The organism is Alcanivorax nanhaiticus (assembly GCF_000756665.1).
In the GTDB taxonomy this organism is placed as follows: Bacteria; Pseudomonadota; Gammaproteobacteria; order Pseudomonadales; family Alcanivoracaceae; genus Alcanivorax; species Alcanivorax nanhaiticus.
This window is the reverse complement of record NZ_ARXV01000006.1, coordinates 1-25,719: the sequence shown is the minus strand read 5'-3', so window position 1 is coordinate 25,719 and position 25,719 is coordinate 1. Positions and strand designations below refer to the sequence as shown.

Sequence of the window (25,719 nt, the reverse complement as noted above, 5' to 3'; positions counted from 1 at the left end):
TGTCGACATCGCGGGTGCCTACCCCGTATTGCCTCACCACCCTACACCGATTTCTGCTGATTCCAGCATGCTGGCCTCGCCTCGTTACGGGTGGCCGCTGACGTGTTGTGAATGCCGATAACCTGCTGCCCCCTGGCACAGGTCGTTGGGCCGCACCTTTGTGCGGCCTTTTTTTGTCGCTCTACGAACTGAAGTTTCAAGGCAGGTACTCATCCTTGGGAATGGCCTTCAGATGCTTTGGTACCTGTAGCCCCCCACACACAAAAGAAAAAGCCTGCTTTTCGCTGTAGTTACATGCGCACAACGAATTTTCGCCGGGCCTGTTGTGACGACGATGTGACACTCTGTTAAAGTCGTATCTATCTGTATTCATGGAGATGAAAAATGAAAAAAGCCATGTCGCTCGTACCGCTAACCCTGGTTGCACTTCATGGGCCGGCCTGGGCTGATGATGTGTATTCCCAGGATGGTTACTTCGGGGCGCATTACAGCATGTTGAGTCAGGAAACTGACGACGAAGATATTGAGCCAGCAGGCCTTCAGACCCGTTTTGGGGTGCAAGTTAACCCCTATGTGGCGTTGGAGGGGCGCCTGGGTTACGGCATCGATGATGATGAACTCAGCGAAGGTGGCCTTAGCGTCAATATCGATCCCGAATGGTTGGTGGGCGCTTATCTCAAACTGGGGCTGGACCGTCGTCAGCCGGTGGCACCCTATGTGTTGCTGGGGCATTCAACCGCGAAGGCTGAGGTCACCACTGAATTTACCGTCAGCTCTTTACTTGGATCTACTACATTTCGTGATAGCGAAGAAGTGACAGCCAGTGATCCCTCCTACGGTGCTGGTGTAGATGTCAATCTGAGCGACACGGCGGCGATTTATGCCGAGTGGGTACAGCTGGACGATGATGACGACTTTGATCTTACTACCATCAACCTCGGTTTCATCAGCCGCTTTTAGGAGTAGGGCCAAACGTGATGGTGTGGCCCTCTCCCATTAGCAAACCTGTCAGTGCGATTCGCTTTCAGCTTTGCGGGTTGAAATGCGATTGCACTGACTCTGTCGGTACCAAGGGAATATTCACACGGGATGGCATGTTGGGGCTGCTGTAGAGGGTCAATGCCCCCAGCAGGCTTGTCAGCAGATCCGGGATCGGGCTGATGCCATGGGGAAGATCGCTGGCCCCTACGCTAACACGCAGACGCTCACCTGCCGCAATCACCGCACTGGTGGGGAAGACTTCTACGTCAGCCAGAAACGGTTTGAACGGGGTAATGGTCTGGCGGCTTTCAGCGCTGTACGGATGCCAGGGCTGGATCAATTTGTTATCCATGTAGCGGGCGCGTTCTGGATCGTTGGCGCTCATGGATGCCATCTGGATGCCATGGGTTAGTGGCCGGGCAATTCCGTTTTCATCAACTACACTGATGCGCACGGTTACATTGGTGTCGAAGGCTGTGGTAGAAGCCCAGATCTGTCCGGTAATCGGACCATTGATGGCCATTGCCTCGGGTAGGGGTTCGCTGGTGTAGACCGCTTCCAACAGATTGGTCAGGTTGTCCTGCTCGGCGCAGGGAGGGGTGATCATACCCAGTACACCTGCGGTCCACTGGCTGGCGCTGGCTGAGCAAAGGCCGTTGAGAGGCGTTTGTAAAAGGCTGGTCTGGTAACTGGCGCCTGGTGCTTGCCGGGTAATGGTGCCCAGCAATGGCAGAAGGGGTTTGCCATGCAGGTAGAATGTTTCTGCATGGGCTTCAGGGTGAGGCCAGTCTGAGGCGGTGACATAGCGCTCGCTGCCTTTGTAGTACTGCGTGACCGGTGGATAGCTATCAGCGCTGGTATCCATACCCTTGAGGTAATGATCAAACCAGGCCAGGCGAATATTGGCCAGATCAGGAACGCCATCGGCCGGCAAGCCTTCACCAAATGAGCCTTGCAGATGTGTCCACGGACCGATCAGCAGTTTGGCATTGGTATGCGCCTTGAGGCCTTCATAGATGAGCGGTTCCCCTCGCTGGAAAATATCGTGCAATCCACCCACCACAAAGGTGGGAGCGCTGACCTTGTCGATTATTTCCAGTGGAGAACGGATGCGCCAGAATTCAGTGTCATAACGGTTTTCGTCGCCGATGAGAGCGCCAGCGACAACGGGTAGCTGAAAATCGGTCAGTGCGCCTTGCAGGTGTTGCAGCAGGGTCGTCAGTGCATAGCTCGGGTCGTTATTGTCAAACCCCGCAGGGGTGGGAATCAGACTGAGTCCGGTAACCAGCGTAATCCATAGGGGAATAAAGCCTGCGTTGATCTGCCCGCCCCCAAAAACCACATCCCGATAGGCATCCCCCATGGGGACTACGGCAAAAATAGCTTTCACTGCCGGGTCTTCACTGGCGCCAGCCAGAAGGCCAGTGATGCCCATGTAGGAAGCCCCATTCATGCCGATAGTGCCGTTGCTCCAGGGTTGTATCGTGATGTAGTCCAAAAGCTCGGCAATATCATCATGATCAATCTGGCTGAATGCCTGCCAGCTGCCTTCCGAAGCGCCGGTGCCACGCATGTCTACGGTGATGTAGGCATACCCTCTTTGCACCAGCTCGTTATCAGCAAATGCACCCGCGGAGTAGAACTGGTTGTAGCCAGTGAAGGTGGCGATAACGGGTAACGGCTGATTGATGGGGTTGCCTGCGGCGTCTGCCGGCAGAGTCACCGTGGCTGCCAGGCGAATGCCGTCACGCATGGTGATGAGCTTTTGTGGCAGGGTTACGGTGTTTGGGTAGTCTTGTGCCCGTTGGTAGGCGTCTGGCCAGATCAAGTTGGCCTGCTCGGAAGCAGGAAGCTCTGGCGCCGGTTCGCTGACATTGGGTATCGCTGTGGACGTATTGGCATCGGGTGTTTGTGTCCCGGAACTGCTGCTGTCGCCGCCACAGGCTGCAAGACTGATAGTGAGAGTGAGTGCTGCTAGCCCGCGAGGCGGGAACAGGGTAGGGATTTGCATGGCTGGCCTCGTCGTTATTATCGAATGAAGGAGGTAGCCGAGATGACTCGTTATACACCTGCAAGGCATTCCCGGCGCCGCCCTAAGGCAAAAGAAGGTCGGGTCGACCGAGACAAAGGTTAGATTGTGACTCGGTGTGGCTCAGTTGATGTGCAGTGGCGCGTGCTGGTTCGTTCGGTAATTTTTGTGAGAATGTGTAATGGAGCTGGCGGAATGTTCTGCTTGAGTATTGGCTCCGGTCAGGAATGAGGTAGCAGGATGAGAGGGTCGTTCAGTCTGGGGTTGTTGGGGGCGATGGCGGTTAGCTTGGTACAGGCTGAAACCCTGGTGCAGCGCAACCAAACCGTCGTGCCCCATGATGACGCTTATTACAAGGCTTCGGTGCGTAATACCGAGCTGATTTTCACCGAGAAGAACAAGGGCTTTGCGGAACATGCGGCTGGCGCTCAGCAACATCTACAGCCTGATTATGAGGCCACTTTTGGCTATCAGATGGACTCGCCGTTGTATGTGGGATTAATCTCCGACAACAACCAGATTGCCAATGGTTTTTCCACCCAGTTTCCGCACAATCGCCAGATCAATTATGTGGGCGGCGCGGCGGCGGTAGATTACTTTTCCACTACCTCCTGGCTGGATGTGCTGCTGTTTCATGAGACGGCGCATAACTATCAGATCAACGCCAAGGACAACAAGGTGTCCAGTGCCCTGCACAAGCTGCTCGGCAACGGCAGTCTGATGACGCCCTTCATTCCTGCCATTGTGCCCAACGCCTTTGAGTCCTCTTTCATGCTGGAAGGCAATGCGGTACTTAACGAATCCCGTCACGGTAATGGTGGCCGGCTTTACAGCGGCCGTTTTGATGCCCTGGTAAACGCCCAGGCCAGGGCCGGCTATCTTGAGCCGGAGCGGGTCTACAACCAGACGCTGTATTTCCCCTACGGGGAGGCCAGTTATGTGGTGGGGAGTCACTACCAGTATTACCTGGCGGATAATTACGGGCTGGATGCCACCAACAGCTATTTCAAGGTGCGTTCTCGCTACTGGTACCTGCCCTTTGTCACCAATGCGCCGCTGCGCACCGCCATCGGCAACAATTTCGACAACACCTTTGCCGACTGGGCCAACCAGCAGAAGCAGCAGGCACAGCTGGCGGTGGTCAGCGAAGGTGAGCCGTTGTTGACCTCCAAACACTTCACTGCGCTGAACAGCGATGATCAGGAGATCTTTTTTCTCGCCAGCCCCGAAGATGTCCGTGCCCCTTTCCATGTGGTGCTGAACCGGCAAAACGGGGAGGTGCAGAAACAGCGCTCCACATATCGGGCGGGCGAGCTGATTAGGCATGACGGCGAGACCTGGTCCGTTGCCAGTGCCTACAGCACGCCGTGGCGGATTTATCAGGGGCTGTACAGTGAAAGTGCCTATCTGAATGACGAGACCCGCGGCCGAATCATGCAGGGTTATACCGCTGCGGGGGAGCCGGTCTATTTCGATGTGGCCAGTTCCTACGATCAGCCACAGCTGTATGTGGGCGACCGTTTCTATGCCCAGGTCAACTCCGGCGTGGAAGTGAAAGGGGACGATCTCTATTACTTCGTACAGGACGGCTCCACTCGCACTTTGTTCCGTAACCGCACCGCGCTGTATCAGTACCAGGGTTACTACGGAGTCATAGCGGATGTGGACAGCCAGGGGCGGGTATTGTTTGTGGCCAACAGCGAGCTAGGTTCAACCCTGTACCGGGTTGCTGCCGAAGGGGGTGCGGTGAGCCGGGTGCTGGCGGAGGACGATATCGTCGGTGCCCGCTTGCTGGATGATGATCAGGTGCTGGCGGTGGCGATTCAGGCGGATCATTACGGTTACTACCTCAAGCCGTTGCAGCCGCAGGTGGCAGCCCCGGTGGAGCGGACGCTGCTTTGGGATACCGCGGAAGGCGCGGCGGACAACCTGACGGTGCAAAGTGAACCACAGGCGTTGAGTCTGGATCGTCGTTATCACTCCTGGACTGCCATGCGCTACAGCGCCACCGATCTTTCCGCCAGCCTGTATGTGGAAGACGATGATGAGAGCACGCCGCAGGACGAGACGGACACGCATACCCTGTACAACGTCAATGTGCGTTTCGCGGATCCGCTGGAACAGAATGAATTTTCCCTGTTTGCCTATCGTGATGAAGATCTCACCAAGCTGGCAGGGGTGGGCTATAACAACAGCCAGTTTTTCCTCATTGGTGGGGTGAAACAATACTGGGTGCAGGACGATCAACTGGACCGGGAGGCTCTCCCGGAAGAGGCGCGGGACCATGGGCTGAGTGCCGAGCTGCGATTGCCGATGTTGCAGTCCGGTTACTGGTACAGCGAGCTGGCTGGCACCTGGTATCAGGATTATCACCTGGATGAGCGTGAACCGTTGGCGGGGACCTGGCGTCTCAATCGCACTACGCGTTTTGGTAACAGTTTCCTGCCCAACAAGCACTTTGGTATTACCGGTTATGGAGTGGACGACCGGGATGACGCTACCTATGGCGGAACCCTGAGTCTGATGACCGATTTGCCGGCCGAGTTCTATTTGGGTGCCCGTGGTCAGTTATCCCGAAGCGATGCGGCAATCAATCAGTTTGAACGTCGTGGTGTGGAGCTGGACGAGCAGCAGGACTTCATCGCCAACGATCCTTCCCGGGTTGTGATTCCGGCGCTGGAAGGCACCTACTATGCAGAGCAGGTGGCGTTTGGCGAAGCCAGTGTTTCCAAGGTGATCAACTTGCCCTGGTATTCCTTCAAGTTCCCGGTGTCGTTGCGTCGTGAGGCACTGCACCTGCGCTATCGTCATTACGATCTGGATTTCGGCCCGGTGGAGCTGGAACTGAATCAGGCGATTGTCGGGCTGGATGCGGAACTGTTGCTGTTCCACCGCGCGCCGCTGCGCTTCGCGTTTGAGTATGCCTATACCGATGATGACACCATCACCAGCGAGAGCAGTTTCCAGCTGGTGACGTCGGTGGGGTTCTGAAGGGGTGAGTTTCGAGTGACGAGTTTCGAGTTGCGAAAATCAAAAGCGTAAAAGACAAAGGTTCATCGCGGATTTCCGGGAAAGCCTGATTTAATCTCCCTCTCATTGCCGTAGCGTCGGTTATTCGCTGCGCTCGGTGGCGGTGCGATCCCAGACCAGGATCAAAAGCCTTTTCACCACAGAGGGCACAGGGTTCACTGAGGAAAGACAGGTTTTCTCTGTGGACCCTGTGTGCTCAGTGGCAAATCAGTTATTAACGATGTGGGTTGTCGCGCCGCCAGCGACGCTCCCTCGTTCAGTGACCGGCATGGGGTTGAGTGTGTTGTGGGAGTGGACGTTCGGCCACGATGCGCGGTAGCGCCTGGCAAGGTATTTCGCGGCGGAACCGCCGCTCCCACAGGTGCAACAGTTCGCCCAAACGCTAAAGATGGGGTGATTACCCACTCGCCGTGGGAGCGGGCGTGCGACCGCGAAATAGCCTTCCTGCGTGAATGTGGACTGGTGCTGGTACGCCAAGGGTTAATGGCTGGCAACAACGCTGTGGGAGGGTGCTTGCACGCGAATCTTTTTAACCCTTCGCGTGCAAGCACCTTCCCACGGTATTGACCTTCTGGCGAGTCGGGTTTTGCGTCAGCTGTCGGGCTGAATAGTGCCTTTCCCGCTAATCCGCGACGAACCAAGAAAAAGCTTTGGCTTGCGCTTAGTGTGGGGTTTGCTCTTCGAAACTCGAAACTCGAAACTCGAAACTCGAAACTCGAAACTCGAAACTCGAAACTCGAAACTCGAAACTCGAAACTCGAAACTCGAAACTCGAAACTCGAAACTCGAAACTCGAAACTCGAAACTCGAAACTCGAAACTCGAAACTCGAAACTCGAAACTCGAAACTCGAAACTCGAAACTCGAAACTCGAAACTCGAAACTCGAAACTCGAAACTCGAAACTCGAAACTCGAAACTCGAAACTCGAAACTCGAAACTCGAAACTCGAAACTCGAAACTCGAAACTCGAAACTCGAAACTCGAAACTCGCTTCTGATTCTCTATTCCGCCGGTTCCAGTCTGAGCAGCTTGCCGTTGCTGCTGTCGGTGAGCAGGTACAGATAACCGTCCGGTCCCTGTCTTACATCACGGATGCGTTCGTTGCGGTCTTGCAGCAGACGAACTTCGCGGGTGGGGGTAGTGCCGTCAAACGTGACTTTGTTGAGGTGGGCCAGTTTCAGGGCGCCGTTGACCACGTCACCTTGCCAGTCCGGATAGCGGTCACTGGTGATGAATGCCATACCTGAGGGCGCGATGGACGGCGTCCAGTGCAGTAGCGGCTGGGCATAGCCTTTCTTTTCGGTGTCACCGATGCTTGGCCCATAGTACTCGCGGCCGTAGGTGATCACCGGCCAGCCATAATTGATGCCCGGCTCGGGGGCGTTGATCTCGTCACCGCCGCGGGGACCATGTTCATTCAGCCAGGGTTTGCCGGTTTGCGGGTGCAGTGCCATGCCCTGCGGATTACGGTGGCCCCAGCTCCAGATTTCGGCAGCCTTGCCCTTCTGTCCGGCCAGCGGGTTGTCAGCGGGAATGCTGCCATCCTCGCGCAACCTGAGAACGCTGCCTGCCGGGTCGCTGGTGTCCTGGGCTCGATCGCGCTGGCCGCGATCGCCGATGCTCAGAAACAGGTAGCCGTCATTATCGAACAGGATTCTGCCGCCGAAATGTTTGGCGGTATTGGTGCAGGATTTTTCAGCCACATAGATATCGCGGAAATCGGAAAGGGTGCCTTCCCTGTAGATGCCATATCCGACCGCAGTGGTCCCGCCGTTATCCCCGCAAGGTTTGGCATAGCTCAGGTACAGACGTTGATTGTTGGCGAAATCAGGATGCAGGCCAATGTCCATCAGGCCACCCTGGCCTTTGGCTACCACCTCTGGCACCCCGCTGACCGGAGTGGAGTGCAAGGAGCCATCGACCAGGCGCCGCAGGGTGCCGCGCCGTTCGGTCACCAGCCATTCGCTATCAGAAACAAAAGCCAGTGCCCAAGGGTGATGGAGGCCACTGCCAATTTCGCTGGCGATGATGGTGTCATCTGTCTGGGGTGATAGTGATGCGCTGTTGTCGGCGCAGGCGGTGAGGGCAAGACTGCCCAGCAAGGTGACAAGAACAGGACGCATGATTCGCTCCGCTTGAATCGAATCCAGAGCATGCCACGGACGGCGGGTGAGGGTCACCCACCGCCGATGATTTGGAGTGGCTTATTGGCTGTCGTCGAGAATGCCCAATGCATTCAGGACTTCAGCGTCCGGAAAGCCGTCAGGCACCATGCCGTTGGCTTGCTGGTAACGGGCAATGGCCTTGCGGGTGCCGGGGCCCATCAAGCCATCTTCCTTGCCCGCACCGAATCCCTGGCTGTTCAGTACCCGCTGGGCCAGGGTCACTTGTTCGCGGTTGAGACGGGGGGCGGGTACTGGCGGCTGGGCAAGCGTGCCCGCCCCGGCGATGCGATCAGCAAGCCGGCCTACAGCAATGGCGTAGGCCTCTGAGCGGTTCCAGCCCATGATCACGCGGAAATTATCATAGGCGAGGAAGGCGGGGCCGTTGTGGCCGGAAGGCACAATCACGGCAGCTTCCATCTCGGCGGCAGGCAGGGGCTGGCCATTGGGCATGGTGATGCCGTGCTTCGCCCAGTCGGTCAGGCTGCGCTTGTGGGCAAAGCCGGTGAGCTGATAATCAAAGTTTTCCGGCAGTTTGACTTCCCTGCCCCAGCGCTGCTCTTTCACCCAGCCCAGATCACGCAGGAAATTGGCCGCTGACGCCAGAGCGTCTTCCCGGCTGCCCCACAGATCGCGACGGCCATCGCCATCATGGTCTGTGGCGTAGCGCAGGAAAATGGCGGGCATGAACTGGGTCTGGCCCATGGCGCCGGCCCAGGAGCCTTGCATGGTGTCGGCGCGGGCATCGCCAGCCTCGACAATGCGCAGGGCGTTAAACAGTTCTCCGGTGAAGTATTCGCCGCGCCGACCTTCGCAGGCCAGGGTGGCCAGGGCGTCCAGGGTAGGGATGTAGCCCAGATAGCCCCCGTAGTTGGTTTCCAGCCCCCAGAACGCCACCAGATAGTGGCCCGGCACTCCGTATTCGCGGGTCAGCTCCTTTAGCAATGGCTGCAACTCACGGTAGCGCTCTCGGCCGGTCTTCACCCGGGTATCGCTGACCCGACGAGTGTAGTAGTCGGCGAAGCTGCTGGTGAACTCCGGTTGGCTGCGATCCAGCTCAATGACCTTCTGGTTCAGGCTCACTTTGGCCAGGCTGTCCTTGACGGTTTGCTCTGCAACGCCGGCCTTGATGGCTTGATGCTGCAGATCGCTCACACATTGGCGAAAGCTTTCCTCGGTGAGGGTGGCTTCAGTGTTCGAGGCCGTTTCCTTGGCAGCATGGGCAGGCTGAATAAAAAGCAGAGCGGGGACAACAAGGGGAAGCAGGCGTACAGCGAACATGCACTCTCCGAACAGCAAGGTGGACAAAGGGTAAATGCCAAGGATACCTGCCCGTGTCGGGCAGGGCTGTAAAAAACTCAGTGAACCAGTTCTCGGCGCACTCGAATGGCAGTATTCCGTGGGCGGATGGTCACATTGCGGTGTTCGCATATCGCTCGGGCCAGGGCGGCACCAAACAGCAAAATCATGGAGGAGTAATACACCCACATGAGCAGAACCACCAGTGAGCCGGCCGCGCCATAGGTGGAGGCGGTGGCGGTATAAGTCAGGTACAGGGCAATCAGGGCGCGACCAATTGAAAACAGGACGGCGGTAATCAGGGCGGCCAGCAGGACATCTTTCCAGCGCAGGACCACATCCGGCAAGACCCGAAACATGGTGGCAAAGAGCAGGGTGATGACCAGCAGTGATACCAGCATCTCCATGGCGACAGCCAGGCTGCCGTGAAAGGGTAGCCAGTGGCCGGCGTAGGCCATCAGTGAGTGAACGATCACATTCAGTAGAAGGGAGACCAGCAGTACGAATCCCAGTGATATCACCACAGTCAGGGACAGCAGCCGGCTCTTGATCAGGGCGATGATGGTATTGCGTGAGGGCCGGGGAGCGACTTCCCAGATGGTGTTCATGGAGTGCTGCATCTGACCAAATACGGTAGTGGCACCGATGATGATCACCAACAAGCTCAATGCCCCTGCCAGCAGGCCCTGGGTCGGGGCCTGGGTCTTGGCAATCAGATTGCGGATTTCCTCCGTGGCAGCAGGCCCCACAGTGCTTTCCAGCTGGGCAAGAATCTCAGCCATGGCAGCGTCGCTGGTCATCACCAGTGAGGTGACCTTGACCGCCAGAATGATCACCGGTGCCAGCGAAAACAGGGTGAAAAACGCCAGCGACCCCGCGTAGCTGCCGGCATTGCTGTCCAGCCAAAGCCTGATGGCTCGTTTGAGAATGGTAAATCCACTGTTGAGGTGGTCGCGCATGATGTTCGGTTCTCCGCCAGTTGGGGCAGTGTGCCGCACCGAATGGGGGCTGGGAAGGGGGAGAGGAGTCGTGATGTGGCTCACAGAAAACCGTAGCGCGCCGCATGAGCGGTAGTCAGGGCGGGGTGGGTCGCCTTTGTTTTGGCAGGATTATTCAATATGTTTCATTTGAATATCATGCTTTAAAGTTGGTGGCTAGGTACTTGTTATATATCAAAAAATAATGCTTTCAACTTACAGAAATGTGTACCAGTCGGAGGATTTGGTGATCCGGTCATGGTCAGATGGACTAAAAGAATTCTTAAGGGATGCTCCCTGGGGACGTTATGTTTGAAGTAGTTAGAGTGTTTTCGCTGGCGGTGATGCTGACTTTGGCGCAGTGGGTGGCGGCAGCGGATGATGTATCCCGTGACAAGATCAAGGGTCTGGACGAGCAAGTTCAGGACATTAAGCAGGACGTGCTGGCTATTTCTACTGAGCTACTGCAGCTAGAAGAAAAACTGATCTACCCCTCCAATACCCAGGTTTCAGTGTTTGTGTCCATGGCGGGCGAACAGGATGCGCGTGTGGACTCTGTGGATATCAGGGTGGATGGCGAAGACGTGATGCATCACGTCTATACCTTTAAAGAGCTGGAGGCGCTCAAGGCGGGTGGGGTGCAGCGCATTTACACCGGCAATGTTCGCGCCGGCCAGCACAAGCTGGAAGTGACCGTTTCCGGTCAGGATTTCCAGGAAACTGCGAGCCACACCTTTACCAAGGAGCAGGGCCCGCGTCTGGTGGAAATTTCCCTGTTTGGCTCGGGTAACACCATTAACTTTAAAGACCGGTAATTCATGGCTTTCCGTCACATTGTGCTGTTCGGGCTGTGCGCCATGGTGCCGGCCTGGGCGGAAGACTCTTCTGACTCCCAGCCCCGGGACCTGTTCCTGGGGGAGGCGTTCTATTATGCCGAGCAGGGGCTGTATTTTGATGCTATCTCCCGCCTGGATGCCGAGCTGGAGCAGTACTATCGGGTAGACGAACAGCGACTGGACCCCCTGCACATCGACTCAGGCCATGCCGAATTCTCGGTGGGGGATTTCGAGCTGTCCTATCGCATGCACCGCAAGGCGGGCCGCGCCATCAACGCGGTGCTGGAAGGCGATGTAGATCAACAGATCAAGAATGAAGCGGCCTATCGGCTGGCGCGTATTTTTTATGAGAAAGGCGAAAAGCTGAATGCGGTACATACCATCGACCGGATCGAGGGCACGGTACCGGAAAGTGTTCGTAATGATGAGCGGTTGTTGCGAGCCCAGATCTATACGGTGAATGGCCGTTTTTCAGAAGCTATCGAGATTCTGGAAAAGCTGGAAAACGTTTCCGGTTACGAAGGGTTTGCTGGCTATAACCTGGGTATTGCCCTGATCCTTTCTGGTGAAGAGAAGAAAGGTCTCAATCAGCTGGACAAGACCGGTCAGATCCAGGTCAGCAAGAAAGATGAGCCCTCTCTGGGGATTCGGGACAAGGCCAACCTGGTACTGGGTTATCGGCTGCTGGAGGCGGAGCAGCCGGAAGAGGCCAAGCAGTATCTGGACCGGGTGCGCCTTGAAGGGCCCTTCTCCAACAAGGCTCTGTTGGGCTCGGGCTGGTCCGATGTGGCGCTGCAGCGTTTTGACCGGGCGCTGGTACCGTGGACCATTCTGTTCAAGCGTAACCCCACCAACAAGGCGGTCCAGGAAAGTCTGTTGGGCGTCCCCTATTCCTACGCCAATCTGGAAATGCATGGCAAAGCCGCACTGCTTTACGGTAGCGCGCTGGATGCCTTTGGTGTGGAGCGAACACGTCTTAACGATTCCATCGAGAGCATCCGTAACGGTAATTTCTTCAGGGCCATGGTGCGCGAAGAGATCAAGCTGGACAGCAACTGGCTGGTGCGCCTGCGTGAATTACCGGAAACCCCGGAAACCTACTATTTGATGGATTTGATGGCGTCCAATGATTTTCAGGTGTTGTTGAAAAATTACCTGGACCTGGAAGACATGCGTCGGCGGATGATTGCCTGGCAGGAGGATCTGGCCGCCTATGAAGATCTGATCGAAATGCGCCGCCGTTATTACGAGCCTCTGCTGCCGGGTATTGATGCCCGCTTCCGTGAATTGGACTCCCGTATCCTGTTGCGTATGGAGCAACGGGACAGTATTCGTGATCGCCTTCAGCGACTGCTGGTGGCGCCCCGCCCGGAAATGCTGATTACCGCAGATGAGCGAATTGTTGGTATGCAGCTCGATCAGCTGGAGCAGCAATATCAAAACGACCAGAGTCCCTCAGGTGAGGAAGCGCGCCGTCGCATCAAGCGGTTGCGCGGAGTGTTGAGCTGGAATGTCAATCTGGACTACCAGGATCGTCTGACGGAAGCCTTTCAGCACCTGAAAGAGCTGGAAGTGGATGTGCAACGGATGGAAACCATCTATGCCTCTTATGTCCGTACCCGTCAGGCTGCTACGCAAAGTTATCAGGGGTACGAGGCACAGATTGTTCGGGCCAGAGCGAAGATTGATCGTGCCGGCAAGACCGTTACGCATCTGATGAATGGCGTGGGGCACATGCTTGAAAAAATGGCGATCAATGAATTGCAACAGCGTCGTGATCGCATTGACCAGTATCAAATTCAGGCTCGTTTCGCCATGGCGGAAAGCTACGACCGGGCGGTGAAGGCCCAGCAGGAAGCCGCGCAGAAAAAGATTATTGAGGCCAGTGAAGAGAACAAGGCGGATAGCGGGGAGGGCGAATCACAATGATGCCAACCCGTGTAGTCAGTCTGTTGGCCGCGTCCGTATTGCTGGCCTCCTGTGCTTCGGTGTCGGAGAAGGGCACCATTGCTGAATTGCGCAATGTGAAGCTCGATCTGTCTGATGAAGTGATCGAAGGTGGTATCGAAAAAGCCATGCAGGGCTACCAGAACTTCCTGGAAGAAACCCCTGAGTCTGCCATGACGCCAGAGGCGATTCGTCGTCTTGCTGATCTCAAGATCGAGCGTGAATACGGCACCTTCGAAAGTCCCGGCGTTGGTGTGACCGCACCAGTAACCGGCGGGGCATCGGCAGCCATGGATGCACCGGAAAAATCTGCTCTGCCAGGTGCCGGTGAAGCAACCGCCTCGGGCATCGCCGTGATTGGTGATCAGGAATCAGAATCGGATTTCGAAAACCGCGCAACCCAGACCGACATGCCGGCTACGGTGGGGGCAGTGCCGGAAGACCAGGTGGCAAACGGTCTTGAAAACCAGAGTGCGGAAGAAGCGATTGGGCTCTACAAGCAGTTGCTTGAGAAGTACCCAATGTATGAGCGAAATGACCAGGTGCTATACCAGATGACCCGCGCCTATGAAGAACTGGGTCGTGTGGATGAAGCCGTTGAAGTCATGAATCGCATTGCGGCGGAATACCCGAACTCGAACTACATTGATGAAGTCCAGTTCCGTCGTGGTGAATACTACTTTACCCGCAAGAAGTATCTGGACGCGGAAAACGCCTACCTGGCTATCGTGAATGCCGGTTCTGACTCATTTTATTACGAGCTTTCTCTCTACAAGCTGGGGTGGACCTTCTACAAGCAGGATATGCTCGAAGAGGGCATGAACCAGTTTGTGGCGTTGCTGGATCACAAGATCAGCATCGGTTACGACTTCGAAAACCCGGAAGATGATATTGAACAGAAGCGTATCGACGATACCTTCCGCGTGATCAGTCTGAGTTTCTCGGCGATGGGCGGCCCGGATTCTGTGGTGGACTACTTCAAGAAGCATGGTTCGCGCAGCTATGAAGTGGATATTTACCGTAACCTGGGTGAGCACTATCTGGAGAAGCGTCGCTATGCGGATGCGGCAGCATCCTACAAGACGTTTGTTGAGTTGAACCCCTATGACAAAGTGGCCCCACACTTTGATATGCGGGTCATCGAAATCTACAAAAAGGGTGGTTTTCCCAAGTTGGTTATCGAGGCCAATAAGGAATTCGCCACCAGTTATGGTCTGAAATCCCGCTACTGGCAGCACTTTGAAGTGGATGCCTATCCAGACGTGTTGGCGTTGCTGAAATCCACGCTTACTGAATTGGCGAATTACTACCACGCCATGTACCAGAACAAGGATTTTGTGAAGCAGCGTGCGGACAATTTTGTCGAGGCTCAGCATTGGTATCACGAGTTCCTGGATTCTTTCCCGAAAGATGCCGAGGCGCCGGTGATGAACTACCAGCTGGCGGACCTGCTGCTGGAGAACAAGTCCTATCATGAGGCTGCCCTGGAGTATGAGCGCACGGCCTATGATTATCCTGCCCATGAAAAAGCGGCAGCAGCGGGTTACGCAGCCGTGTACACCCACCGCAAAAATTTGGAAGTGGCAGAAGAAGCGCAGAAGGATCCAGTAAAACGCGATGTGATTCGCAGCTCGTTGCGTTTCTCTGAAACTTTCCCGCAGCACGAAAAAGCATCGCTGGTGATGAATGCCGCGCTGGAAGATATCTTCGCCATGAAGGACTACGCCTTCGCGGTGACCACCGGTCGAAAGATGCTGGAGTTGTTCCCCGAGGCTCCCCAGGAAGAACGCCGCTCTGGTTGGTTGATTGTGGCTCACTCTTCGTTTGAATTGGAGCAATTTGCGGATGCGGAAGCGGCGTATCAGAACGTATTGAATCTGACCGCACCGGAAGATCCGACTCGCAAGGAGTTGGTAGAAAACCTGGCAGCCGCTATCTATAAGCAGGGTGAGCAGGCCAATGCCGAGGGCGAGTACCTGGTAGCGGCTGAGCACTTCCTGCGGGTAGGCCAGGCTGCACCGCAGTCCAAGCTGCGTCCGTCTGCGGATTATGATGCCGCTACTGCGCTGATCAAGCTGGAAGACTGGACTCGTTCTGCCGATGTGTTGATGGCATTCCGCAACAACTACCCGGAGCATGAGCTACAGGCCGATGTGACCAAGAAGCTGGCTCAGGTGTATAGCGAAGATGGCAAGCTGGCATTGGCGGCGGCGGAATACGAGCGTATTGAAAGCGAGAGTGACGATGAGGGTATTCGTCGTGAGGCGCTGAAGGTGGCTGCGGATCTGTATATGGAAGTCGATAACGCTGACAAGGCTATCGAAGTCCGTCGCCGCTTCATTACCTATTTCCCGGCACCGCGGGAGCCGGTAATGGAAATGCACAATGCTATCGCCGGTATTCTCAAGAAACGTGGTGATACCCCGGGCTATCACAATGAGCTGAATGCGCTGGTTTACGTTTATTCTCAGGCAGCACCGGAAGATCGTTCCGATCGGATGCGTTATCTGGCAGGTACCTCACACCTTATCCTGACCGAGCCGATGTACACCGAATTTGCCGAGCTGAAGCTGACTCAGCCTTTCGAGTCCAGCCTGCGCCGCAAGCGTGATGCCATGAAGGCGGCCAATGCGGCGTTTGGCCAACTGGTGGATTACGAAATCGGCGAAGTCACGGCAGCGGCGACTTACTACATCGCGGAAATCTATTACAACTTCAGTCGCTCGCTGTTGAACTCCGAGCGCCCGAGTGGGCTAAGTGAATTGGAGATGCAGCAGTATGAATTTCTCCTCGACGAACAGTCCTATCCGTTCGAAGAGAAGTCCATCGATATTCACGAGAAGAACGTTGGCTTGATCGATGTGGGCGTTTACAACGATTGGGTCGACAAGAGTATCGTCAAACTTTCCAGTCTGATGCCGGGCCGTTACGCCAAGTTTGAAGAAAGCAGCGGCTTTATCGCGATGGTCAACAATGTCAGCTATCAGTCGTTGGTGAGTCCGCAGTTGCCAGTGGCGCCTGCCGCACCGGCAGGCGAAGGTGCGGCGGCGCCAGCTTCCGCCCCAGAGGTTATGGACGTGCAGGGAGTGCAAGCGGTTCCCGTAACTGATGATGCTGCCATGGATGCAGCGGCGGCTGACTCAGAAGCGCAAGCCATGGATGTTGAGCCGGAAGTCGCAGGCGAAGCCGGTGACGCCGTAGAGGAAGGCATGGGGGAAAAGCAGGCAGAGGCAGCTGAACCTGAAGCCACGGTGACTGCAGATGATGCAGCCGTGAGCGAGGCCTCGCTTGCCCAAGATGAAGCTCCGGTTGCTGAGGAGGCTATGGCAGAGGCAGAGGTTGCTGAAGAAGCCAGCGAGACACCTGCGGATGAGTCCTCCAACGTTGTGGAGCCTGACAGCAAATCTGTTGTGGATGTGCAGGAATCACCGGAAGAGGTGGCGGCTGAACCTGTTGATACAGCCGCTGACGCTGAAGTAGTGGAGGAGTCCGCGTTATGAGAAATGCAGGCCGGCGTAGCCACGCATTATCGACTTTTCTGGCGGTGACCTTGTCTCTGCTGCTCGGCGGATGTGCTACTACCGCCACCACATCACGCTCTGGCGAGAATGTTGTGCTTAACGAAGAGCAGACCGCGATGTTCAATGCGGCGATGGTGCAGATGGAGCAGGAAAACTATCAGGCAGGAATTGATCAACTTGAGCAGCTGGTGGCCCAGAATAATGCCAGTGCGGTGCCGCATATCAATATGGCTATCGCCTACAAAAAACTGGAAAAAATGGACAAGGCAGAAGAAGAATTGCAGGCAGCCCTGAATATTGAGCCGGGAAATCCTGTTGCCAACAATGAATACGCACTGCTCCTCAGGAAAAAGGGACAGTTTGTCGAGGCGCGGCAGACTTACGAGAAAATCCTGACAAAATATCCTGAGTTTGCTATTGCCAACAAAAATCTGGGTGTGCTGTGTGATATCTACATAAAGGATTATCAATGTGCCCTGGATGCCTACCAGGCTTACAGCGCAGTGACGCCGAAAGATGAAGAAGTGAAGATCTGGATTTCAGATCTGCAGATGCGAACCCAATAAAGGGAGGCAGCATGAAAAAGATTATTTATTTGTCTCTCCATTTGTCTCTCCTGCTAACAGGATTGCCTGGCGGGGTCTTGGCAGAAGAGCCAGAACCGGAGACCAAGGAAATTTCGGGTATGTCGGTGATGGGGAATAACGACGCACCAAAATCCCTGTACATCGTGCCCTGGAAAACGTCGGAAATCGGTCTGGAGACAGATCTGACTTCCAGTTTGCTCAATGAAGACATGGTGCCGGTGGATAAGCCGGTTTTCATGCGCGAGCTGGAGTTCTATCAGGTAAGCACTGAGGGCAAGGCCGAATAGCGCTTTCTGTTGCGGGGCATTGCCAAGGGCAGAAAGGCCCGTTCGGGGTTTTCGGATAATTTGCAAAACAATCAACCATCAAGGTCTGAGGAAGAGTGAGTCATGAACGTTGTAATTAAATTTTTCCAGGATGGCGGCTTCTGGATGTACCCGATCCTTGTCGTGGGGATCATCGGTGGTGCGTTTGCCGTCGAACGTTTTATCAAGCTCAAGCTTCTCGAGCGCGCCAACAAGCGTACTTGGGAAGATATTTATCCGCTGCTCCAGAAAGGTGAGTTCGACAAGGCTCGCCAGATGGTGGAAGCCAGTAACTCCGCTGTGGGTCAGCTGTTGACCATGGGTCTGGAAGTTCAGGGTACCGTTCGCCGCCGTGACGATATCGAAATCGCCATGGAAGAAGCGATGATGGAAATCACCCCGCAGCTGGAAGCGCGCACGGTGTACATCTCCATGTTCGCTAATGTGGCTACGCTGCTGGGGCTGCTGGGTACGATTATCGGTTTGATCTCTGCCTTTGAGGCGGTGGCCAACGCCAACCCGGCAGAAAAATCCGCTCTGCTGTCCAATTCTATCGCGATGGCCATGAACACCACAGCATTCGGGCTGATCGCCGCGATTCCGTTGCTGGTGTGTTTCAACATGGTCAATTCCAAGACCGCCGCTATTGTCGGCAGCCTGGAAATGATTTCGGTGAAAACCCTGAAACTGATCAGCACTCTGTCCCGTCGAGGCTATCAGGCAACGCCTGCTTCCAATGAGGCAGAAAAAGACGAAAACGCGAAGGACGACGAGGGCGACACTTCCGCCGAAGCCTCCAGCTGAGTGGTAAGTCATGGCACGTAAAACGCATAAAAAGCAGCTGCCGGAAGCGGAACTGGACGTGACTTCGTTCATGAACTTGATGGTGGTGTTGATTCCTTTCCTGTTAGCGACGGCGGTGTTTTCCCAAGTGTCGATTCAGGAGCTGAATCTGCCTTCTGGTTCCGGCGGGGAAGTCTCGGACAAGCCGAAGGTCACTATTGAAGTGATGGTTCGAAAAGGCGCGCTGGAAATCAGCAACGGCCGTTCCATTACGGACCGCTTTCCCAGCAAGGATGGCGAGTACGACCTGGCATCGCTGACCGATGAGCTGCGCCGTTTAAAAGAAAAGCATCCGGAGAAGGAAGACGTCACTGTGCTGCTTGAGCCGGATATTGAATACAACGACATGATCGCTGTGATGGATACGGTAAAGATCTACAAGGTGAAGTCGGAAGAAGAGGACGCGCCTGATGTTTCCGAGGTGTTGTTCCCGGATATTTCCATAGGGGATGCGCCATGAGAAATCAGCGTCGTATGCGTCGTCTGGCGCGCATCGGTAACAAGTCAGGCTCTGGCCTGAACCTCACCTCTCTGATGGATATTTTTACCATCCTGCTGCTCTATCTGTTGGTTAACCAGTCGGATACGCCGCTGGAACCACCGAAAGATGTGAAGTTGCCGGACTCCATTGTTGAAACCAAGCCGCGGGAAACGCTGGTGGTAACGGTGGATGCAAACCAGGTGATCGTAAAAGGGGAGCCAGTGGTTTCGATGGAAGATGTGCTCGCCAATGACCGTGGAATCATCGTGCCGATTCGTGATCGCATGGTGGAAATCCGCGAGAGCTCCATCGGTCTTGGTGCTGAGGAAGAAGAAGACAAGAGCACTGAGGTAACGATCATGGCTGACCGCAAGGTGCACTACAGCGTAATGAAACGCGTAATGGCGTCCTGTACCGCTGCCGGATACACCAAGATTTCACTTGCGGTTAATCAGAAATAATAATTTCCAGATTGGCAGATCCTGTGAATACATCATTAGCACGACGACAGCAGGACCTGATAGGCCAGGTAGAAAGCGAGCAACAAGCGCTGGCTGACCTTCAGGAAGAGCTGCGAAAAGTTGAAACCGAGCTGACAGAGAAGGCTCCACAACGCCAGAAATTTCAGCTGCTGGGAGTGATTTGTGAATCACTGGATCAGCTGCATGAAATGGGCGCGGCGTCACTTTTCTGGGGTGAGGGGGTGTCCGAAGCGGAGCACGAGCAGAAGATTGCGGCGACCCGTGAAGTGGCTGAGCAATTCAACAGTGAGCTCAAGGTGCTGGATGAAGCACAAGGTTCATTGCAGGAAAAGATTGTTTGGCGGCAGGGCAATATCAATGAACTGAACTTCCACCTGGCGGAAGTCACTGAAGAACTGGAAAATTCCAAGTTCGACTTTGTCATCGAGCGTGAAGCAGATGACAGCAAGATCTTTGTGGCGGGCTTGTTGCCCTGGTCGAAGACCGAAGAGGATGAGAAGCGTCAGCGCAAAGCACTATTGATTTCGCTGGTGCTGATGTTCCTGATCGGTGGTATTCCGGCTATCTGGGTGTTGCCGCCGCCGGATCCGGATCGTGAAATCGAGATTCCGGAGCGTCTGGCAAAACTGGTGAAAGAGAAGGCCAAGCCCAAGCCGGTGGAGAAAAAGCCTGAGCAGAAGAAACAGGATGACGAGCCCAAGCCGGATGAGCCCAAGGTGGCGAAGAAGGAGCCCAAGCCGGAAGAAGTGAAGAAAGCGCGCGAGAAAGCAGTGACCAAAGGGGTCCTTGCGCATAGCGATATGTTCTCGGATCTGATGGATGACTCCATGACATCGAACCTGGGCGCCGAGGCGAAAATCTCCGGCAGCCGGGCAACGGGTGCTGCTGCAGCCAACGGGGCGGCAGGTTCCAGGGCGCTTATTACGGCTTCAGCAGGTGGTAGTGGCGGTGTGGCTGCAGCCAGCGCGGTCAGCCGTGGCGGTGTTGGTAGTGGCGGCGGGAATGCCATCAGTGGCAGCGGCCTGTCCACCGGGCAGGTGCAGAGTTCCGTGGCGGCCAGCGTCAAGGAAAGCGCACGCCCGCTCACCAAGGGCGCAGGGCCTTCCCGTACGGATGAAGAGATCCAGATTGTCTTTGACCGTTACAAGTCGGCGCTATACCGGATTTACAACCGGGAACTGCGTAACAACCCGAGTCTGCGCGGCAAAATGGTGCTGGAGCTGACCATCGAGCCGGATGGGTCCGTGTCTGCTTGCCGGGTGAAGTCCACGGATCTGGACTCGCCGACCCTGGGGCAGAAGGTGGTGGCCCGGGTACAGATGTTCAATTTTGGCGCGAAAGAAGGCGTGCCGAAGACAACCATCCTTTACCCGATCGACTTCCTGCCAGCGGGCTAGATCTGGGCTAGTCCCACTCAAGCCGGGTCAGACTTTTCTCTGATCCGGCTTTTTTGTGCCTGCAACCTATTGATTTTCGTCACTGATTACCGCTCATCCAATGCAAAAGTCTTCTTATCACTTTTTAGAGGAATGACGCCTAAACGGTTGTTTCGGCAGAAAAAGTGCGTGTCATATCACGGTATTAATACTAGTAATTTCTTAGACTCGAAAGTCTGAATGGCAATTTCGACCATTCAAAAATAACACTAAAGTTTTAAAAAGGGCGCCGCGTTGAAGAAAGAGCTTTTCCTGAGACGGCTGCTGAGGGATGGGGAAATGTCACCAAGCCAGCAATGGACCTTCGTTCTCGGGCAATTTTATGCATTTTGTTCGCTGAGGTCCTCTAACCGGGTTTCAGCGCCGCGCTCCCGTGATCTGGGGAATGTTGGCGTGCTGCAGGCGCTCTTGGCCCTGTTCCTGGTTGCCTTCTCCAGTGGGGTTTTGGCTGCCTCCTTTAGTGTGTCCGACTTTGCGGTACCGGGCAGCGACCCCCTTGATGTCTACAGCTGTGAGCTGGATGGCCCCGGTGACTTGGCCAATAACGGCCAGCCGTTCGGGCCCAGCGATCAGCTTTCTATTGACCGCTCCTGTGTGATCAAGAACTTCACCTGTGATGATCCGCTGAATTCCACGCTCAACTTTGCCAGCCATGTGCCCGGCACCCTGATTATCTTCGAGAATGTCTGCTATGGCGGTAACTTTGCCTGTGCAAATGTGGAAGGCTCTGCATTTGTCTGGGCGGTTAACGGCTCTGACTTCAGCTCGGTGAAGCCGGGGTGTCAGGATCTGATTATCCCGGTAGAGAAGATCGACAAGAACGCGACCGATCTGAGCGATAACCCGATTACGTCTGTGAGTGTGGGGGTGCCGTTCCGCTATACCCTGGATGTGCCGATTCTGTTTGATCCGGTCAGCGGCACGGTGATTCCGGGTTATGGCTCCCTGAATGATCTGGGCAACATCAAAATTGAAGATGACATGTTGCCCGGCACCCTCGGGGTGGATCTGGAATTGCTCAATGTCACCGTGAGCTCCGATACATTTGGGCCAATGACCGAGAATGTCGATTATACGCTGGATCCCGCCAGCCCCCCGGGCAAGCCGAATGCGCCCGGGTTTATCACGATAGAGATAATTAACCCCGATCCGCTGCCCCCGGGGGACCAGATTCATATCGCTATTGATGTGATGTTGACGGATGACCCCCTGAATAACGTCGGCAAGATTTTCACCAACGTGGCCGAATGGGAATTTTCCCGCTATATCGACGGGACCCTCTATGATCCGCTGCCGGGTGAGAACGGCACCGCACAGCTACTGAGTATTTCCCAGCCCGATTTGCAGGTGGAAAAAACCACCACGGCATCCGCAGTGAACTTCAGCGATATGCCGGAATACAGCATCTTCGTCCAAAATATCGGTGGTGCGCCGGCCTGGAATATTGTGGTGGAAGACCAGATTCCGCTGGAAATGCGTGATTTTGATCCGACCACGTCCCTCACGGTTACGCTTGCAGGCAACCTGCTCGATCCGTCGGATTACGATCTGACCTACACTACCGCCGGCCCCAATGATGGTTTGCTGGAAATCGAATTGCTGGACTCTGCTGGTGCGCTGAATGCCAATGAAATCCTGCGTATCGATTACACCAGCCAACTGGATCAGCCGGGGGGAAGCAATGAGCCGGGCAATGGTGCTGTGCTTACCAACGTGGCCGCAGCCACGCTCTGGTATAACGACATCAGCACCAATGGCAATCGTGTGGAATACACCGGTTCGCGTACCGATGGCACCGTCGGTACCGACGATAACCAGGATGCGGCTTCAGTCACTGCGGCACTCACCGGTTACTATTTCGAAAAAACCGTCAGCAATGTAACCAGTGGCATTTCTCCTGCCTTCACCGCTATCCCCGGTGATCGTCTGCGTTACCGGGTGCGTTTGTTCAACCTGGATCAGGAAATCTATAACGTCACCATTACGGATCAGCTGGATCCGACCCGTTTTGATGTCAGCTCGGCCACTGTGGATGCCGCCACCTGTCCAGTGGGTGCAACGGTCTGTGCCTTTGATGGTGCAGGTCTATTGACGGTCAGTGGTGCTATTGATGTAGCCCCCAGTTCGGCCCAGCAGTCCATTGCCATTGAATTCGAGGTGGACCTGCTCGACACCCTGGTCAATGGGGATGTGGCCAGCAACCAGGCAGATATGTCTGCTGAGGATGATCTGGCCAACCCGGTCACGGCATCCAGTGATGACCCTAACGTGAATGGGGTGGTGAACCAGGCCGATCCGCTGGCGCCGCCCAGTGATCCCACCAACATCAGCATCATCTCTCCTGGCCCGTTGCTGAAACAGGGGCCGGTTGGGCTCACCGAAGCGCCTATCGGGGAGATTTTCGAGTACACCTTCACTGTGCCGCAAACCGCAGTGGCTGCGCCCTTGTACGATGTGCAGGTACAGGATGCGCTGCCGGCGGCGCTGGAGCCGACCACCATGCTGGCGACAGCCACCATTATCGATGGCGCAGGCGTCCCGACAGGAACCTCGTATAACCTGACCGTTACCGACACCGGTAGCGGTTATCTGCTTTCCGAGAACGTGACAGGACTGGATCTGGGGGCCAATGAGCGGGCGCAGATCACTCTGGAAGTGCAGGTGGCGAATATCCTCGCCAACCAGGATGGTGTGAGCTTCAGTAACACGGCCACCTATTCCTACGCGCGCATCAACGGTGCCGCCCAGAGTGACCCGGCGGGTACACAAAGCACTACGGCGCCCATTACCATTGTGGAGCCTGCAGTCACGGCGACCAAGTCCGCAGTCAACCTGGACGGCAACACCCCGGCACAGGGCGGTGACACTCTGGAATACACCATTACCCTGTCCAGCAATGGCACCTCCACGGCCTTTGATACCTCGATCTTCGATACCCTGCCGGCAGGCGTGAATTATGTGCCTGGTTCTGCTGAAATTTTGCTGAATGCAACGACGACTCAGGTAGATCCGGATGTCACCGCCGGCGTACTCACCTGGGGGGCGTTGAATGGTGATGGGAGCCTGGATATTCCGGTCAGCCAAGACCTGGTGCTCACCTATCAAGTGGTGATTAACGGTGCTTCCACCGGCGACCTGATCAACCAGGTAGACGTGCAGTGGCAATCCCAGGACGGTGCGGTTGATGGTGAGCGTAACGGTGCAGATGCTCCTGATGCAGCGGGGCTGAACAACTACTTTACTTCGACCAGCAGCACGTTGGCCTATGCGGATAACACGACTTTCGCCAAATCGGTTCAGTCAGATACCTGGAATGACGGTGGTGTTCTCAGTACTGATCTGGACAGTCTGGTTCGGGTGGGCGACCAGCTCACCTATGCCCTGACCCTGAGTCTGCGTGAAGGTCTCACCGAAGCGGTGACGGTAGCCGATACTCTGCCTGCCGGCCTGGAAGTGGTGAGTGTCAACTACATCAACGATGCCAATATTACTTTTACTCCCGCCAGTGAGCCGCTGGCCGGTGATCGCGGAGCCATCAGCTGGCTGCTCGGCGATATCACCAACACCCCGGATGCCGATGACACCAATGACACTCTGGTTATCGAATTGGTGGCTGAAGTGTTGGCCAATGATCCGGATACCCTGGTCCAGCTCGACACTCAGGTCATTAATAACAGCGCAGAGCTGAACTACACCGGTGCAGCGGCTCCACTGCCCTCCGGCGATATCCCTGCCACCGTTAACCAGCCGGTAATGAGCGATATCAGCAAAGTGGATACGGTGGGTGGTCGTACGGGTGCGGGCACCAATGCGGACCCCTATCAGGTGGACCTGTCTGCAGACACCATGCAGTTCCAGCTGGAGACCTGTAACAACGGTGATGCGCCTGCCTATAACCTGACCATCAGCGATACCCTTGTCAGCCAGTTTGATCATACCGATCTGGCTGTTTCACCTGTGGTGCAGTTGGGCGGTGCGCCCCTGACCGCTACCACCGATTATGCCTATACCGCGCCCGCTGCCCGTGGCGATGCGTTCAGTATCGTGTTCAACGATGGCGTAGCGGTAAATCCGGGCCAGTGTGTACAAGTGGATTACAGCGTCGGGTTCAATACCGATGTCAGCACCACCACTCCCTGGAGCAATAATGCCTCGCTGGACAGTTACTGGTCGCTGCCAGCCAGCACTGGTCAGCAATACGCAGGAACGACAGCCCAGGTCTGGATGATCAACGCCAGCGCCAACCCGCTGCCGGTCAAGGCGGTTCTGGGGCAGGCGGATGGTGAGGTGGTAGTGGGTGAACAGGTGGTGTTCACCGTGACGGTGCCCGCCGACAATATCGTGCGCGACAATGTCACTGTCACCGATGTGCTACCGGATGCGTTGATATTGGATGATGCGACGGTCTCCATTGCTGGTGCCGCCGCAGTCCCCGCCGTGAACAGCGGGACCAGCCAAACCCCGGTCTTCAATATTGGTACCCTTCAGGCCGGTGAGGATGCACTGATCACTCTCACCACCCACGTTGCCAACTCGGTGAACGCCAACAATGGCGACACCATCGTCAACGAAGCGTCCTACGTTTATGACGGGCAAGCAACGCCGCTGGTTAGCATCCCGACCGCTCCGCTAACGATTGTTGAGCCACTGCTTGCCATCGCCAAGAGCGCAGTCAACCAGACCAACCCGGGTAACCCTGCAGCGGGCGGGGATGTCATCGAGTACACCCTCACCATGGAGAACACGGGTACCTCCATGGCCTTCGATTCCAACGTCACCGACACCCTGCCAGCGGGCCTGAC

The 25,719-nt window shown here is 55.7% G+C and carries 16 protein-coding genes; 12 read left to right on the top strand and 4 right to left on the bottom strand.

The annotated features are described in order from the left end of the window. The first annotated feature begins 384 nt into the window (after positions 1-384). Positions 385-960, top strand: coding sequence for an outer membrane beta-barrel protein (locus tag Y5S_RS08720; protein WP_035232273.1), 576 nt, complete (start codon positions 385-387; stop codon positions 958-960). Positions 961-1,024: 64 nt separating this feature from the next. Here the strand turns inward: Y5S_RS08720 and Y5S_RS08715 are convergent, their stop codons facing one another. Further along, on the bottom strand, positions 1,025-2,992 hold the full coding sequence (locus Y5S_RS08715; RefSeq protein ID WP_035232272.1) for a CocE/NonD family hydrolase: 1,968 nt from the start codon (positions 2,990-2,992) through the stop codon (positions 1,025-1,027). A gap of 258 nt (positions 2,993-3,250) precedes the next feature. Between Y5S_RS08715 and Y5S_RS08710 the strand changes: the two genes are divergently transcribed. Beyond that, positions 3,251-6,001 (top strand): membrane protein, encoded by a 2,751-nt coding sequence (locus Y5S_RS08710; RefSeq protein ID WP_035232271.1) that lies wholly within the window; start codon positions 3,251-3,253, stop codon positions 5,999-6,001. Positions 6,002-7,042: 1,041 nt separating this feature from the next. Here the strand turns inward: Y5S_RS08710 and Y5S_RS08705 are convergent. The 3 genes from Y5S_RS08705 to Y5S_RS08695 all read right to left on the bottom strand — a co-directional run bounded on the left by Y5S_RS08705 (position 7,043) and on the right by Y5S_RS08695 (position 10,461). Then, positions 7,043-8,164 (bottom strand): PQQ-dependent sugar dehydrogenase, encoded by a 1,122-nt coding sequence (locus tag Y5S_RS08705; protein WP_035232270.1) that lies wholly within the window; start codon positions 8,162-8,164, stop codon positions 7,043-7,045. Between the two features lie 81 nt (positions 8,165-8,245). Further along, positions 8,246-9,484: a lytic murein transglycosylase gene (locus Y5S_RS08700; protein WP_081939715.1), complete on the bottom strand. Its 1,239-nt coding sequence runs from the start codon at positions 9,482-9,484 to the stop codon at positions 8,246-8,248. Between the two features lie 77 nt (positions 9,485-9,561). Beyond that, complete coding sequence (locus Y5S_RS08695; protein ID WP_035232269.1) at positions 9,562-10,461, bottom strand: YihY/virulence factor BrkB family protein; 900 nt, start codon at positions 10,459-10,461, stop codon at positions 9,562-9,564. 326 nt (positions 10,462-10,787) lie between these two features. Here Y5S_RS08695 and Y5S_RS08690 point away from each other — a divergent pair, with 326 nt between their 5' ends. The 10 genes from Y5S_RS08690 to Y5S_RS08645 all read left to right on the top strand — a co-directional run. Continuing rightward, positions 10,788-11,294, top strand: coding sequence for a hypothetical protein (locus Y5S_RS08690; protein WP_035232268.1), 507 nt, complete (start codon positions 10,788-10,790; stop codon positions 11,292-11,294). Positions 11,295-11,297: 3 nt separating this feature from the next. Continuing rightward, complete coding sequence (locus Y5S_RS08685; RefSeq protein WP_065130283.1) at positions 11,298-13,244, top strand: coiled-coil domain-containing protein; 1,947 nt, start codon at positions 11,298-11,300, stop codon at positions 13,242-13,244. Continuing rightward, entirely contained in the window at positions 13,241-16,762 is a 3,522-nt protein-coding gene (locus Y5S_RS08680; protein WP_052041481.1) for a tetratricopeptide repeat protein, read from the top strand. The genes Y5S_RS08685 and Y5S_RS08680 overlap by 4 nt, the downstream gene beginning before the upstream one ends. Then, positions 16,759-17,349: a tetratricopeptide repeat protein gene (locus Y5S_RS08675; RefSeq protein ID WP_052041480.1), complete on the top strand. Its 591-nt coding sequence runs from the start codon at positions 16,759-16,761 to the stop codon at positions 17,347-17,349. Before Y5S_RS08680 ends, Y5S_RS08675 begins: the two co-directional genes overlap by 4 nt. A gap of 11 nt (positions 17,350-17,360) precedes the next feature. Beyond that, entirely contained in the window at positions 17,361-17,657 is a 297-nt protein-coding gene (locus Y5S_RS08670; protein WP_035232267.1) for a hypothetical protein, read from the top strand. 102 nt (positions 17,658-17,759) lie between these two features. Next, the gene (locus tag Y5S_RS08665; protein WP_065130281.1) at positions 17,760-18,479 is read left to right on the top strand and encodes a MotA/TolQ/ExbB proton channel family protein; all 720 of its coding nucleotides are present in this window, start codon (positions 17,760-17,762) and stop codon (positions 18,477-18,479) included. A gap of 10 nt (positions 18,480-18,489) precedes the next feature. Then, positions 18,490-18,978 carry an ExbD/TolR family protein gene (locus tag Y5S_RS08660; protein ID WP_035232266.1) on the top strand — a complete coding sequence of 163 codons (489 nt, stop codon included), beginning with the start codon at positions 18,490-18,492 and terminating at the stop codon, positions 18,976-18,978. Next, the gene (locus Y5S_RS08655) at positions 18,975-19,460 is read left to right on the top strand and encodes an ExbD/TolR family protein (RefSeq protein ID WP_035232265.1); all 486 of its coding nucleotides are present in this window, start codon (positions 18,975-18,977) and stop codon (positions 19,458-19,460) included. The genes Y5S_RS08660 and Y5S_RS08655 overlap by 4 nt, the downstream gene beginning before the upstream one ends. A 23-nt stretch (positions 19,461-19,483) precedes the next feature. Then, positions 19,484-20,878, top strand: a complete 1,395-nt coding sequence (locus tag Y5S_RS08650; RefSeq protein WP_035232264.1) for an AgmX/PglI C-terminal domain-containing protein — start codon at positions 19,484-19,486, stop codon at positions 20,876-20,878. A gap of 432 nt (positions 20,879-21,310) precedes the next feature. Then, positions 21,311-25,719, top strand: a 4,409-nt coding sequence (locus Y5S_RS08645) for a DUF11 domain-containing protein (RefSeq protein WP_035232263.1), incomplete at its 3' end; no start/stop codon positions are given.

Bases quoted from the DNA above. Each gene is read 5' to 3' on its own strand.
- Y5S_RS08710 (WP_035232271.1), top strand. From the start codon at position 3,251: ATGAGAGGGTCGTTCAGTCTGGGGTTGTTGGGGGCGATGGCGGTTAGC.
- Y5S_RS08680 (WP_052041481.1), top strand. From the start codon at position 13,241: ATGATGCCAACCCGTGTAGTCAGTCTGTTGGCCGCGTCCGTATTGCTG.
- Y5S_RS08705 (WP_035232270.1), bottom strand. From the start codon at position 8,164: ATGCGTCCTGTTCTTGTCACCTTGCTGGGCAGTCTTGCCCTCACCGCC.
- Y5S_RS08695 (WP_035232269.1), bottom strand. From the start codon at position 10,461: ATGCGCGACCACCTCAACAGTGGATTTACCATTCTCAAACGAGCCATC.
- Y5S_RS08720 (WP_035232273.1), top strand. From the start codon at position 385: ATGAAAAAAGCCATGTCGCTCGTACCGCTAACCCTGGTTGCACTTCAT.
- Y5S_RS08690 (WP_035232268.1), top strand. From the start codon at position 10,788: ATGTTTGAAGTAGTTAGAGTGTTTTCGCTGGCGGTGATGCTGACTTTG.
- Y5S_RS08685 (WP_065130283.1), top strand. From the start codon at position 11,298: ATGGCTTTCCGTCACATTGTGCTGTTCGGGCTGTGCGCCATGGTGCCG.
- Y5S_RS08700 (WP_081939715.1), bottom strand. From the start codon at position 9,484: ATGTTCGCTGTACGCCTGCTTCCCCTTGTTGTCCCCGCTCTGCTTTTT.
- Y5S_RS08665 (WP_065130281.1), top strand. From the start codon at position 17,760: ATGAACGTTGTAATTAAATTTTTCCAGGATGGCGGCTTCTGGATGTAC.
- Y5S_RS08655 (WP_035232265.1), top strand. From the start codon at position 18,975: ATGAGAAATCAGCGTCGTATGCGTCGTCTGGCGCGCATCGGTAACAAG.
- Y5S_RS08675 (WP_052041480.1), top strand. From the start codon at position 16,759: ATGAGAAATGCAGGCCGGCGTAGCCACGCATTATCGACTTTTCTGGCG.
- Y5S_RS08670 (WP_035232267.1), top strand. From the start codon at position 17,361: ATGAAAAAGATTATTTATTTGTCTCTCCATTTGTCTCTCCTGCTAACA.
- Y5S_RS08715 (WP_035232272.1), bottom strand. From the start codon at position 2,992: ATGCAAATCCCTACCCTGTTCCCGCCTCGCGGGCTAGCAGCACTCACT.
- Y5S_RS08660 (WP_035232266.1), top strand. From the start codon at position 18,490: ATGGCACGTAAAACGCATAAAAAGCAGCTGCCGGAAGCGGAACTGGAC.